10 protein-coding genes are annotated in these 13064 nt (G+C 38.6%); 5 read left to right on the forward strand and 5 right to left on the reverse strand.

Features of this window, described 5'->3' with window-relative positions:
* Positions 1 to 110 precede the first annotated feature (110 nt).
* Entirely contained in the window at positions 111 to 1487 is a 1377-nt protein-coding gene (locus tag EL17_RS20890; RefSeq protein WP_035079140.1) for a Gfo/Idh/MocA family oxidoreductase, read from the forward strand.
* 80 nt (positions 1488 to 1567) lie between these two features.
* Here EL17_RS20890 and EL17_RS20895 read toward each other — a convergent pair whose 3' ends face one another.
* Positions 1568 to 2518 carry an LD-carboxypeptidase gene (locus EL17_RS20895; RefSeq protein WP_084166300.1) on the reverse strand — a complete coding sequence of 317 codons (951 nt, stop codon included), beginning with the start codon at positions 2516 to 2518 and terminating at the stop codon, positions 1568 to 1570.
* A 222-nt stretch (positions 2519 to 2740) separates the two neighbouring features.
* On the opposite strand from EL17_RS20895, the gene EL17_RS20900 reads away from it, so the two are divergent.
* From EL17_RS20900 to EL17_RS20910, 3 genes are all read left to right on the forward strand, one after another.
* A complete protein-coding gene (locus tag EL17_RS20900; protein WP_164675199.1) occupies positions 2741 to 3478 on the forward strand; it encodes a DUF2490 domain-containing protein in 738 nt (245 codons plus the stop codon).
* A gap of 310 nt (positions 3479 to 3788) precedes the next feature.
* Complete coding sequence (locus tag EL17_RS20905) at positions 3789 to 5024, forward strand: hypothetical protein (protein WP_035079017.1); 1236 nt, start codon at positions 3789 to 3791, stop codon at positions 5022 to 5024.
* Positions 5025 to 5104: 80 nt separating this feature from the next.
* Complete coding sequence (locus tag EL17_RS20910; protein ID WP_035079019.1) at positions 5105 to 5446, forward strand: L-rhamnose mutarotase; 342 nt, start codon at positions 5105 to 5107, stop codon at positions 5444 to 5446.
* Positions 5447 to 5526: 80 nt separating this feature from the next.
* Here the strand turns inward: EL17_RS20910 and EL17_RS20915 are convergent, their stop codons facing one another.
* Complete coding sequence (locus EL17_RS20915; protein WP_035079022.1) at positions 5527 to 6216, reverse strand: LytR/AlgR family response regulator transcription factor; 690 nt, start codon at positions 6214 to 6216, stop codon at positions 5527 to 5529.
* Positions 6213 to 7304 (reverse strand): sensor histidine kinase, encoded by a 1092-nt coding sequence (locus tag EL17_RS22885; protein WP_051720275.1) that lies wholly within the window; start codon positions 7302 to 7304, stop codon positions 6213 to 6215. Before EL17_RS22885 ends, EL17_RS20915 begins: the two co-directional genes overlap by 4 nt.
* Before the next feature lie 686 nt (positions 7305 to 7990).
* Here EL17_RS22885 and EL17_RS20925 point away from each other — a divergent pair.
* A complete protein-coding gene (locus EL17_RS20925; RefSeq protein ID WP_035079024.1) occupies positions 7991 to 9301 on the forward strand; it encodes an erythromycin esterase family protein in 1311 nt (436 codons plus the stop codon).
* 67 nt (positions 9302 to 9368) lie between these two features.
* Here EL17_RS20925 and EL17_RS20930 read toward each other — a convergent pair whose 3' ends face one another.
* Complete coding sequence (locus EL17_RS20930; protein ID WP_035079027.1) at positions 9369 to 11738, reverse strand: ABC transporter permease; 2370 nt, start codon at positions 11736 to 11738, stop codon at positions 9369 to 9371.
* Positions 11739 to 12319: 581 nt separating this feature from the next.
* Positions 12320 to 12796, reverse strand: a complete 477-nt coding sequence (locus tag EL17_RS20935; RefSeq protein ID WP_035079030.1) for a hypothetical protein — start codon at positions 12794 to 12796, stop codon at positions 12320 to 12322.
* Positions 12797 to 13064 lie beyond the last annotated feature (268 nt).

Genomic DNA, 13064 nt, shown 5'->3' on the forward strand with positions numbered 1-13064 from the left:
ATTCATAACCTTTTTTCAGTAAACCCTCCTACTACAGGATACTTGGGAGGATTTATAAGTATATTTTATGATATCTTAATTCCAATTTGTACCATATACCCAAAAAAACCATGGATCCAATTACTCCTACCCTCTCTAGAAGAAGCTTTATCACTAAGACTAGTCTACTTACTACGGGAACCATTTTTATGTCCGGAATAGCTGAAGCCTTAAATTTATGGGACCGACCTAATGAAAAAATGAAAGTCGCCATGGTAGGTACCGGAGTAAGGGGTGTGAATATGTTTGGCAGGGACATCAAAAATGAATATCCTGATCAGATCACCTTTGTTGGATTAAGTGACATCAATCCCGGAAGATTAAAATTTGCTCAAACATATATAGGTGTAGATTGCCCTACTTTTCTCAGCTTTGATGAGATGATGGCACAGACCAAGCCAGATGTCCTTATAGTCACCACTGTAGATAATACCCATCACGAATTTATCATTAAAGGTCTGGAATATGGAGCCAATGTCATCACAGAAAAACCTATGACAACAGATGAGTTTAAATGTCAGGCAATTTTGGATGCAGAGCGGAAATCTGATAAAAAAGTTATCGTTACTTTTAACTACCGCTATTCACCCCATAGACAAAAAATGTACGAAATGCTCAGGGCAGGTGAAATCGGAGCGCTCACTTCTGTAGATTTCCACTGGTACCTGGACACATCCCATGGGGCTGATTATTTCCGAAGATGGCACGGCTACAGGGAAAAAGGAGGTACACTATTAGTTCATAAAAGCACCCATCATTTTGACTTATTGAACTGGTGGATCGATTCTGATCCTGAAGAAGTTTTTGCCTATGGAGATTTGGAGCTGTACGGAAAAAATGGGCCGTTCCGTCATACACACTGCAGGCCCTGTCCCCATAAAAACGATTGTGACTTCTACTGGGACATTACAAAAAGCCAGCACATGATCGATCTATATGTAGATAATGAGAAACACGATGGCTACCTAAGAGACGGATGTGTATATAGAGAAGACCTTGATATCTATGATAAAATGGCAGTGCAGATCAGATATATGAACGGCGTCCAGGTAAGTTATTCGTTGACCACCTACTCTCCCTACGAAGGATACCGCATAGCCTTTAATGGTACCAAAGGCCGTATAGAGGCTTGGATAAAAGAAAAGCAGCCCTGGCAAGAACCTGAGAAAGATGAAATCAGGTTGACCAAAAATTTCGGAAAAACTGAAATCATATCCGTTCCCCATGGTCCAGGTGGACATGGGGGCGGCGATGTCCGGTTGAAGGATAAATTGTTTAAAGATCCAAATCTGCCAGATCCCGCCAGGCAGTCAGCAGGAACCCGGGATGGCGCATTGTCAATATTAGTAGGCATAGCCGCGCGAAACAGTATAGAAACAGGTAAGCCTGTTCGGATACAGGAACTTACTGATATTTCACTCCAAAAAACAGGAAGGGGTTTTGGCTGATATTACGCCGGAGCATTCAGCTAAGGGATGATTTATGCTAATACGCCAAAATCCTATCTGAAGCAGCATATTTCTAACAATTAATGCTCTGTTATATCAAGTTTAATATGATGATTCTGCTTGATATTCATTCTAATCACCCCTCCTATAGGCAGTGTAAATTTAGGATCAGACTTTATAAAATTCACATTTGCTAAAACAGGTATTTTAGCTAGGCAGACATTGTCATAGATAATTTTTTTCACCTGATGGGGGGAAATACCAGTGCCTTCAATAGCACCGATGATCAGACCATTAAGGTTTGTCCCACCTTTTGTATTTATCAGCATTTGAATATTATTTTTAAGTCCTTGAAGGTCTTTAAAATCATTTCCATCTATAAATACAATATTTCCGCTGTAATCATAACTACCGTTAAAAGTTAAAGCCATAATATCTGCCGTGCAATTCCCCACAATCATAAATTTACCTTCGGCCATACCCTCCTGAATCACCCATATTTCATTTTTCCTGATTTGATATTTACCATTACCGTAATAGGAGGAAGGAAAAATTCTAATCGTAGCATCTACCATGAGAATTTCCGTCATAGCCCTTAAACATTCTTCTCTCAAGTCACACCTTCCCAGCATGCTTAAATTGGGTCCGTAGTAGTTTATCAAACCAGTTTTCTGATACAAATAGAGAGATAGCAAAGGAGCCTCAGCCATCCCGAAAATGATCTTTGGGTTTGTCATAATGGCTTCATAATCAATTCGTCTAAACTGATGATCATTATCTATACCGGTGGCTAACAGCAGTCCATGTATATCCGGATCCATAATGGCCTGATTAAAGTCCTCTGCCCAATTACCTGGAAATGTCGCCTTCGGATCACTGAAACTAATATCAAGTCCTACGTTTTCCAGAGAAACAACCGCATTATGTACCACCTCAGTACATGGTTTTACTTTAGCTGAGGGGAATATAACCCTTATGCGCTGTCCAAATTTTAGTTTTGGAGGAGTGATGGTGCTCATTGATGATAACATATTAAAATTTTCATATTAAAAATATGATTTATATAAATAACGTACAAAAAATACCCTTCGTGTCTAATAGGGCTTTAAAATTCATAGTTTTTATATTAAAGCTGCAAGGGATAAATTGAGTATGTCATCACCTCAGATCCCCTTACTTTTATAATCCCGTATATTTGTTATTTTTGCCCAATGGCTTTTAATCATATAAGAATAAGCTCAGTGTTTACCATCATGTCAACTAAGGTAGGATTATGGCTGGTTACTTTTTATTTGATCATTTGTTCCACTAAGGCACAAAATATCACCCATGAAGGTGAAGTGTGGGGTGGATATATTTCCTCTATAGGAATAACAGACAAGTGGTCCATTTGGAATGATTTCCATTATGTAACCAATACATTTTTTGTTTCCAGACATGGATTGACCTATTATCCGACTTCCAAGATCGATATTACTGCAGGTTATGCCTATGTCATCACCAACACCGAATTTTCAGATCAGCTGATCAGACCGGAAAACAGGCTATGGGGCCAAGCGGTAGCACGTTTTCCACTTTCAAGCAGACTCAGATTACAAGTGAGGTATAGACATGATTATAGGGCCAGAAAGCAAATTATAAATGACCAGGTTATTGATTCAAGAATTAATTACCATAGGTCTAGGATTATGAGTGCTCTTCGCTATAACATCAAGACGTATTCTAATGGTAATCAATGGCATATTGATGTAATGGATGAATTTCTTTACGATATAGGAACAAAGGTGAATAATGGTGTAGACCAAAATCGACTGTATTTATTAAATGGGATCACAGGAAATAATTATACATTTTTGGCAGGTTACCATCTACGTGCTATCCCTACAGGCCCAGGCCAACTTACCTTCAGGCATGGCCTTACTGTATGGTTTATCCATTATATAGATTTCAAAAGAAAAATAAAAACTGATCAAATGGCTCAGTATTTTTAAAGATCCCTGCATCAGGCCAGTCTTAAAATGCCCTGCCGAGGTAAGTGATGTATTTATGCTTTTGTTTAAAACATTTAAAAAATAATACCAGGTTTAGTAATATCCATTACCCTCAGTTCGGTAAGAAAAATATTTAAAAAATATTTTAATGAAACCATAATTTACAGTAAATTATCCGTTTATTATCAGATTTCATGGGTATTTTAAGGTGCCATCTAGGGGATTTACAGGGTATGGGATAAAACAAGAGGCAGTAATTCTTATCCATAAAATATAACCCTGTCCCATGTTTAACCTGAATATAAATCCAATGCAAGATAAAATCCTACCCTCTATTAATGATCCCCGACAGCTGGAGAAGTTATACCGTGAAAATAAATCTGCTTTTAAACAAGCCTTTACCGCCCTTTATCCTAAGCATAAAGGGCAGCCACTGGCCGATTTTTGGAATGAAAGGCTTCATTATGATACTGAAGATATCAACTGGGGCAATACAAAAGAAATATTAGCAGTAGTTTCTTTATCTATTCTAGCAGGTCTGATAGCCAAAATTCCGGCCATCCTATCCATATGGGAAAGCTATTTTTATCCGAGAAATATTGGATTCATATTGTTCCCCATACTAGCAGGCTATTTTGCATGGAAAAATAAACTTCATTCCAATAAAATCATCTTTATAATTCTAGCCATGCTTATAGGGGTAGTTTACATCAATTTGCTGCCCAATGAACCGAGTGATACCCTTTCTCTCGCCTGCATACATATTTTACTGTACTTATGGGCTATATTGGGTTTCGCTTATGTAGGGGATCATAGAAATATAGGAACGAAGCGGATAGATTTTTTGAAATACAATGGTGATCTCATTGTCATGACATCAATGATCCTACTGGCAGGAGGACTTATGTCCGCAGTTACCGTTGGCTTATTTTCCATCCTCGGTTTTAATATAGAAAAATTTTATGGTGAATACATAGCCATAATCGGACTTGCTGCATCCCCTGTTCTGGCCACGTATCTGTCCCAGAAAAACCCCAGCCTGGTAGGCAAAATATCCCCTGTGATTGCTAAAATATTCAGTCCTTTGGTACTGGTGATGCTGATCATTTACTTGGTAGCCATGCTTTTCTCCAAAAAGGATCCCTATAATGACCGAGAATTTTTGATCATCTTCAACGTACTATTGATAGGGGTAATGGCTATAATCTTTTTCTCCGTAGTGGAAAATAATAAACTGAGCAAAAGCCAGATATGGATTTTACTGCTATTGTCTATCGTAACAATAATTGTAAACAGTATAGCTTTATCCGCCATCCTATTCAGGATCTGGGAGTTTGGTTTGACGCCAAATAGAGGCGCTGTGCTTGGTAGTAATCTGCTTATATTAATCAATTTGCTGTTGGTGACGGTGAGGATTTTCAAAACCCTGTCCAATCCTTCTGATACCTCCCGAATGGGCAAAACCATTGCTACTTATTTACCCGTATATTTTATCTGGGCCATCCTGGTTACATTTTTGTTTCCTTTAATTTTCGACTTTAAATAGTTAAGTCATCAAATATAGAGCAGACCTTTACGAAATATGGATACACGCTTTTTTTTCTATAAGGGCATCAATATAAGACCATGAATAAATCAGTTCGATATACACTATGTCTAGACCTGGTAGATGAACCAGGTCTCATAGCGGAATATGAAGCTTACCATCAGCAGGTATGGCCGGAAATTCTGCTTAACATGAAGGCTGCCGGTATTCTTTCTGCTGAAATATACAGGTGGCAGAACAGGTTATGTATGATACTCGAAACAACGCCAGAATTCTCTTTTGATCATAAAGCCATGCTTGACCAATCCAATAAAAAGGTGATAGAATGGGAAAAATTGATGTGGAAATACCAACAAAGCCTGCCCGGTGTCCTGGATGGAAGTAAATGGCAGTTGATGCAAAAGATATTCCGGATGGATTAAACTGTCATGATCTTGGCTATAGAGTACATACCCCCCTGTTTACTGACCTCCTTCCACCTTCATTATGGTTTTAATCCTCTTTATCCTCCTTTGAGCTTATCCATCAAAGCTTTTTTAAATTTATTTCCTACCGGTATGCTTTTATCATTTGACAACACTAAGCTATCTGCATGTATGAGCTTAAGATGGCCCAGCCCTGCTATATAGGATCGGTGGACCCGTACAAATTTTTCACCTAAGAGTATTTCTGTTTCCTTCATGGTCTGTAACATCATATAAGACTTCGTCGCGGTATTTATTTTCACATAATCCTTGCATCCCTCTATATACAATACATCGCTGTGCTTGATTCTCTGAATCCCCCATCGATCTTTAATCAATAAATATTTTTCATCTTCCTCTGATACCAAGGGCGTTTCCGCCTGCTCTTTAAATTTCTGAATTGCTTTCAAAAACCTATCGTATGCTATAGGCTTTAATAAGTAATCAACCACATCCAATTCATAGCCATCAAAAGCATACTCCCGATAGGCTGTTGCCAATATGGTTTTGGGAGGAGTTTCAAGTGACTGTAAGAATTGAGTACCTTTGATCAGGGGCATTTCTATATCCAGAAACATCAGATCAGGTTGATTATTTTTAAGGTATTCGGAAGCTTCAAATGCATTTCGGCATTTGAATAGCAGCATAAGGTCGGGCGTTTGTTCTATATAATTTTCTAATACCTCTATAGCCAGAGGTTCATCATCTACTATTATACATGTAATCATAAATTAGTAAGGGTTAGTTCTGCCAAAAATCTATCTTCATTTTCCTTTAACAGCATCTGGTGAGTGTGTGGATAATATAGCTGGAGCCTTTTACGGATATTCGGTAGACCGATGCCTCCTACCTCCTGTTTCGTCATAGGATTTTTGTAAACGGAGTTTTCTACAGAAAAACATAAATTTCCTTTTTCAATTTTGAGCACCATATTCACATATGCCTGATCAACCAACCTATGTGACCCATGTTTAAAACTATTCTCTATCAAAGGCAGCAATAACAGTGGTGGAATACTCAGATGAGTACTATCCTCTACAGCTAACTGGAAGGTGAAGGTGGACTGAGGATACCGCTTTTGCTCCATTTCCATATAGTTTTGCAGGAAGACTATTTCATCTTTTAGAGGCACCAGCTCCTTACTACTGTTGTAAAGAATATGGCGCATCATATCAGAAAGCAACATTATAAATCGGGGTGTCTCCGCGGCCCCTTTTAAACTGAGACTATATATGCTATTGAGCGTATTGAAAAGAAAATGAGGCTGCAGCTGAGTTTTTAAAACATCAAACTGCAACTGCAAATTCTCTTTTTCGAGATTATAGCGGCGCCTTTCATTTTCAAAGGCAAAACGGACAAAGGCTATACTAGAAAAAGCTATCAGGTCAGTCACGAGCACATCTAAATTCCAGCCGGCGAAAATGTATTTCGCCTGATTCAGTGAGCTCTGCCACTGGTAATAGTAAAACCTATATAGCTCATCAGATTCCCCCCTTACTGACATAAAAAGGTAATTCACCGCTAAGTTGCTGATTTTACTGATAAAAGCTACATATACTATAGTGACCAGCAACAACCCTAAATGTTTATTTGTAGCCAAAAATCGAGGAATAATAATCCGGTAAAAAGGAATAAAATAAACACTCAAAAAGATAGCATAGAGGATAAGCTCCGGAAATGGCCATAACCTATCGGCCTGGGGAATAGTAGGGGTCAAGCCCGAATAATAACTGTATTTATATAGGCACACATAAATAAGCCATACCCCAAGTTCAAATACCTGAGGGAAGTCCATATTATAACTTTTTAGCTTCATGTTTTCATAATCATTTATTTCATCTCATAACCTGTTTCATAAAGGGTAGGAATAGCCTTTCCCCCAATGGATTTTTGGGCCCACTGTGTACCTTGATACCTATCAGGGCATTGTTTGGTATGAAGGATATGATAAGCTCAGCTTCCTTTCTTTATCATTGATTTTTAAAGGCCAGAACATGTCCAGTACCATAATAGGTAGGGATGGATCTTGCTTGGACCGGTAATCATCCCCGTGTGTGACGGTCAACGTCATGCTCGATTTGATCTGTATATAATTTGTTTTAAATGGTCATAACTTGTTCTCTACCGGAGGTCGGGATAGCCTGTCCTGAATTTATTCGGGAGAATCACCCATATTTATAATCATCCCAGTATGTGAGGTTTTCCCCATGCTCGTTTTCATCTGTTTATAATTTGGTTTTAAATGGTCAGATGGAATCTCGCAATGTTTATAATCATCCCGGTGTGTAAAGGATACTTCATGCTCGATTTCATATGCCTAAATTCATGAATTTTTCTGACAGTGCAGTTCCACGGATAGGTTTTTATCGACGAACGCAGTATGTGATCGACGAAAACCAGGTATCTCCAAAACTTGTCGGGATATATACGTGGTAGTCTATTAAAATTCGCAGATGCAGACAACCTTGACTTGATTTGCCTATCATTTAACAAAAACAAATCATGAAAAATCAAAAAAACATTTCCCTGCCTGCTTTATTATTGTTATTTCTATTGGCCAGTTTTCATCATCTTAATATTTATGAAAAAAGAATAGCGCCACATTTCATGACTGAAGATGGATTGACTTCTATAAGTTTAAATGATTATGAATCGTTTAAAAAATCCATCATGCCACTCATCAATCAGATAGGTGACAAAAGAATAGTTGCCCTGGGAGAAGGTACACATGGCACCTATGAATTCAACAAGATCAGATTCTGGATCAGCAGAATTTTGGTGGAAGAAAAGGGTTTTAACCATATTGCCTTCGAAAATGATTTCAGTGATTCATATATGCTCAACAAAGGTATGGGGGAAGCCAAGCCGCTGGAATCCCTTATGAAAAAATACCTTTTGCGCATATGGCAGACGCAAGAAGTAAAAGACATGCTCACCTGGATGCAGCAATTGGGTATAGAGCAAAGGTCCAAACTTAAATTTGGTGGAATAGATAATAATTTTATCAGCAATGATGTAGCCTCCATGATAGATCTATTAAAATCTATAAAATACCCCAAACTAAAAGAACTCGCCTCCGAATTAGAAGTGCATGCCGTCTACCAGGATTCAATCCGTAGACTACAAAACTATGGTTCCTTTCAGCCTGACATGAAAGCTTTGGTACAAAACGGTGTGAAAGGTTACCAGATTGCTTACCAAATGGAATTGGAAGTGAAAGAATCAGACATGCCCGACAGTATAAAAATGAATTTATCCGGATTGCTCTTAGACACTAAGCTCGGGTTCAACGCCTTTTTTCAATGGGCTACCTCAAAGACCGAAAGCTCCAGGGATAGCTGTATGGCAGAAATGGCAAACTGGATGATCCAGGAACCTACTGATAAAATAATCATATGGGCGCACAATGGACACGTGGCCAAAAACGAAATCATGGATGGCATGGTAGGGGGCATGGGGGGCAGGCTGGAAGAAAAAATGCCTGGCGAAACATTCATTCTTGGCTTTGGAACCTCCCGTGGCACCCACTCTGCCATGGAAGACCGGTATATCAACCAAGATAACGGGTTAAAAATCTATCCTTTAGAAGCGGCTATACCTGGATCATGGGAGGAAAGATTTGATCAAATCAATGTAAAAGCATTTTATGCTCCTACTCTGATTTTGAACAAAAACAAAGAGGTACTTCCGCACAGATTTATAGGATATAATCCCGGCAGCGGTGAAAACAGTTATGATGCTACCAATTTGATAGATCTCTATGATGGTTTTATATTTATCAGAGAAACAACTGCATCAAAATTTTTTGAATAATAGGGATTTATGTAGAACAGAAGCAAAATGCGGGTGCTTCTGTTCTATCGTGCGACATCCACTCATATCATTCACTAATCAGGGCATTTACCGGATTTTGAATGGCAGCCTTAAGGGACTGGAAGGTTACAGTAATTATGGCTATACTTAAGGATACCAGACCTGTAATGACAAATAAATCCCATCCTACAACCGTCTTGTACTGAAAATTATCCAACCATTGTTCCATAATGTAATAAGTAATGGGTACAGCGATCACAAAGGATATGGCTACAAGTTTGATGAACTCCATTGACAGTAAATAAACTATTTTACTGACACTGGCTCCCAAGACTTTTCTCACACCGATTTCCTTTTTACGCTGTTCGGCTGTAAATGCCGCTAATCCAAACAATCCCAAACAGGATATGAAAATGGAAACACTGCTAAACGTAGCCGTCAATAAGGATGTTTGTTTTTCACTTTTAAAGTTAGCTGCATACTGCTGATCCACAAATTCATATTCCAGTGGATGATCAGGATCATGTTTTCTGAATATCTCATGGATAGTCGCCAATTGTGCATCTACACCTGCTCCATCGGGATTAAGCTTAGCCGTAAATACAGGTAGATAAGCAGAGGGCCCGGCTACTAGTAATGGGACATTGTTTCCAAAGGGCGAGGTTATGAGAAAATCTTTAAAAACCCCTACTATGGTATACTCTAAAAAACTATCATAAACCACTTTACCTATCGGATCCTCATATCCCATCAATCTGGCCGCGGTTTCATTGATCAACATAGCGGTAGAATCAGTAGCATATAAATCTATATTGATATCTCTTCCTGCCACCAGTTGCACACCCGTGGTTTTTACCCAATCCCTGTCTGCACCGTACCGGTACAAAATCAGCTTCGTCTCCTCCTGCTTACCCTCCCACTCTATACCGGATGAATTATTTATAGGCCGTGTCATCGCAGCACCTGTCCGTGTGACAGAAGAAACGGCATTGGATGAAATCAGATCATTCCGTATCAGTTCAGCTTTATCTCTGGTCGTATTATTTAAATATAATGTAATCAGATGATCCTGATCATAACCCAGGTCCCTTTCTGAGGCAAATTTGATCTGTTGTCTAACGATAAGCGTACAAAGGATGAGACCTATAGCAAAGCAAAACTGTACCACTACGAGTATTTTTCTCCCTTCGAAAACAGCATTTCTCTTAATAAATGTCCCTTTTAAGACGCTGGCCGGTCTGAATGAAGATAGCATGAAAGCCGGATAGCTTCCTGCCATAAAACCGGTGACCATGATAAAAGCTATATAGGAAAGCCAAAACCACATTTGGTCTACAGGCAATAAAAACTGCTGTCCGATCATCTGACCGAAATAGGGAATCAGCAGATAAACCAAGCCCAAAGCTATCAAACCTGAAATGCATGCCAACAGTACCGATTCGCTGATAAATTGGAAGATCAGCATCTGCCGCTCTGCTCCTATCGTTTTTCTGATCCCTACTTCTTTAGCCCGCTTTTGGCTCCTGGCCGTACTTAGATTCATAAAATTGATACAGGCTATCAGCAATATAAAAATGCCTATAGCGCCAAACATATAAACCCTATCTATCCTTCCGCCTGCTGCTTTCCCATTTTCAAACCGGTTATATAGGTGCCATCTGGACGAGGGATAAAGCAATACGTCCATATCTGCCACTTCATCTTTTTTCCTGCTGACATGGATAATCTTCTGATTAACAGCAGCTATATCCGACTTTGGATAAAGCTGTACAAAGGTGTTTACATAACTATTTGACCAGCTATGAGGTGATTGGTCATAATAGCCCATCTCCTCTTTCATCTTCCAGTCCAATACTGCTTCAAAGGCAAACCTGGTATTGGTGGGAAGCGGTTTCAATACTCCCGTTACAGTAAATAAATGTTCATCCTGCATCTGTATTACTTTACCTATAGGATCTTCCCGGCCAAAAAATTTATCTGCCAATTCAGCCGTCAATACTATTGCGTTTGGCACATTAAAAGCAGATTCCTTATTGCCCAATAAAAATTCAAAATCAAACATATCAAAAAATGAAGGCTCCATAAATACTGTATGCTGTTTGAATGACATGTCTTCATACTTCAAATAAAAGTGGTTACCCCCGTCATACCTGGCTACATTCAATATTTCGGGATACTCTTCCAATAGGGAGGCCCCCAGCGGTTCCGACGTATAATTGGTATGATGGATGGTTCCGTTATAATCAAACCTATGGTAAGCCTCATATAAATCCTTACTATGTCGGTGAAAACGGTCAAAACTTACCTCATGCTGTATCCATAAAAGAATGATCAGGGCCCCTGTCATTCCGATGGCCAGTCCCAAAAGGTTAAGGGTAGCGTAACCCTTGTTGCGAAGAAGATTCCTCCAGGTGATTTTTAAATAATTTAGTAACATTGGCCAACAACTTTTATTTATAATAGTGTGATCAATAATCCTTGGCATTGCTCCCCTTACGCTATAGGCGTACCTCTAATGTATTAAATGCGGCAGCTTTCTCTAATAAAGTAAATGGAGTTTGTATGCTATGGACTTTTTTATGTTGAATAAATTTGTAGGTTTTTATACATATTACCAGTAAGGTGCCAACATCAAACCGTCATAAATGCGGCCATACCTACATTCCTTACCCATACCCTATTCTCACGCGAACAGATTTGTTCGTATGTGGACAAAATTATGTAAACATTTTTTTACATTAGGTAAAGTGTCAGGTTCTATCTGCTTTGCATTTCAGATATCCTTTTCAAAAATATCTTCTGTTTAAATCTATTGTGGTAAGTGCCCAGAATAGATTAAAACTCCTTACGATTAGGTGATGATTTTTTCTTCTACATATAAAAAACAAATGACCATTCATTATACAATACTTCATTAAGTATTGTATAATGAATGGTCAAGCAATGGTTTATGTATAAAAAGCATCTTCTATTTCGGAAGGGGCTATCATGGCCAACTATTGACCGAATCCCCACTGCTTAAATAGGATCACTGGTTACTATATATTTGGATTTATCTGTTGCCATATGGTTGAAATGTATCCTTCCAGGAGTTGAATATTCTTGGGATGCTTTGGGATAAATGCTGATCAGAAACCGATGTTCCCCTGCAGACAGTTCCCGATCTAGAAATACCACATTGGTACCTATTACTTCTTTGATAGCCGCTATCGGCAGCTTTTCATCTCCACCCTCCTGCTTTACTACCTGAATGACCCTCAAACTCTCCAATGTATCCTGGCCGGTCAGGTCAAAGCTAAGTTCACGGATAAACTGTGGTTTGTTAAGTTGCAGGACCAGCTCTGCCACTTCGTTAAACTCCCCCCCTAAGATTGGATGATCATATTCAATTACATTAAGGGTTCCATTTTGTGCTATATCTGATTGACCTTTGCATTGTGCAAACAGGACCATTAAAGCGGTACCCAATAGTGTGTGGTATATAGTGTTTTTCATAATCTATATTTTGTTCTTCAAAAAAAAGCCTATAATACTATCCTCATTTAAGAAACATATACAGTAAATATATGCATTTAATTATTTATTTCAATAATAGTTTAATAATTTCAAGAATAAATTACACCAACGGTCATTCCGAAATAGAGAAAAAACAATAGTTGGCCTAATAAGCCAGCCTTATAGTTCTCCTTTGCTGAAAAAAATTATTTTTAACCCCCAACTGCCTGTCATTACCTACTAAATGAACCGATTAATAGGCACCCTT

It is taken from the genome of Anditalea andensis (assembly GCF_000714815.1).
Classification (GTDB): Bacteria; Bacteroidota; Bacteroidia; order Cytophagales; family Cyclobacteriaceae; genus Anditalea; species Anditalea andensis.

Excerpts from the sequence above, each read along its gene's own strand:
- EL17_RS22885 (WP_051720275.1), bottom strand. The coding sequence starts at position 7,304 with ATGAAGCTAAAAAGTTATAATATGGACTTCCCTCAGGTATTTGAACTT.
- EL17_RS20905 (WP_035079017.1), top strand. The coding sequence starts at position 3,789 with ATGCAAGATAAAATCCTACCCTCTATTAATGATCCCCGACAGCTGGAG.
- EL17_RS20915 (WP_035079022.1), bottom strand. The coding sequence starts at position 6,216 with ATGATTACATGTATAATAGTAGATGATGAACCTCTGGCTATAGAGGTA.
- EL17_RS20895 (WP_084166300.1), bottom strand. The coding sequence starts at position 2,518 with ATGTTATCATCAATGAGCACCATCACTCCTCCAAAACTAAAATTTGGA.
- EL17_RS20910 (WP_035079019.1), top strand. The coding sequence starts at position 5,105 with ATGAATAAATCAGTTCGATATACACTATGTCTAGACCTGGTAGATGAA.
- EL17_RS20925 (WP_035079024.1), top strand. The coding sequence starts at position 7,991 with ATGAAAAATCAAAAAAACATTTCCCTGCCTGCTTTATTATTGTTATTT.
- EL17_RS20900 (WP_164675199.1), top strand. The coding sequence starts at position 2,741 with ATGTCAACTAAGGTAGGATTATGGCTGGTTACTTTTTATTTGATCATT.
- EL17_RS20935 (WP_035079030.1), bottom strand. The coding sequence starts at position 12,796 with ATGAAAAACACTATATACCACACACTATTGGGTACCGCTTTAATGGTC.
- EL17_RS20930 (WP_035079027.1), bottom strand. The coding sequence starts at position 11,738 with ATGTTACTAAATTATTTAAAAATCACCTGGAGGAATCTTCTTCGCAAC.
- EL17_RS20890 (WP_035079140.1), top strand. The coding sequence starts at position 111 with ATGGATCCAATTACTCCTACCCTCTCTAGAAGAAGCTTTATCACTAAG.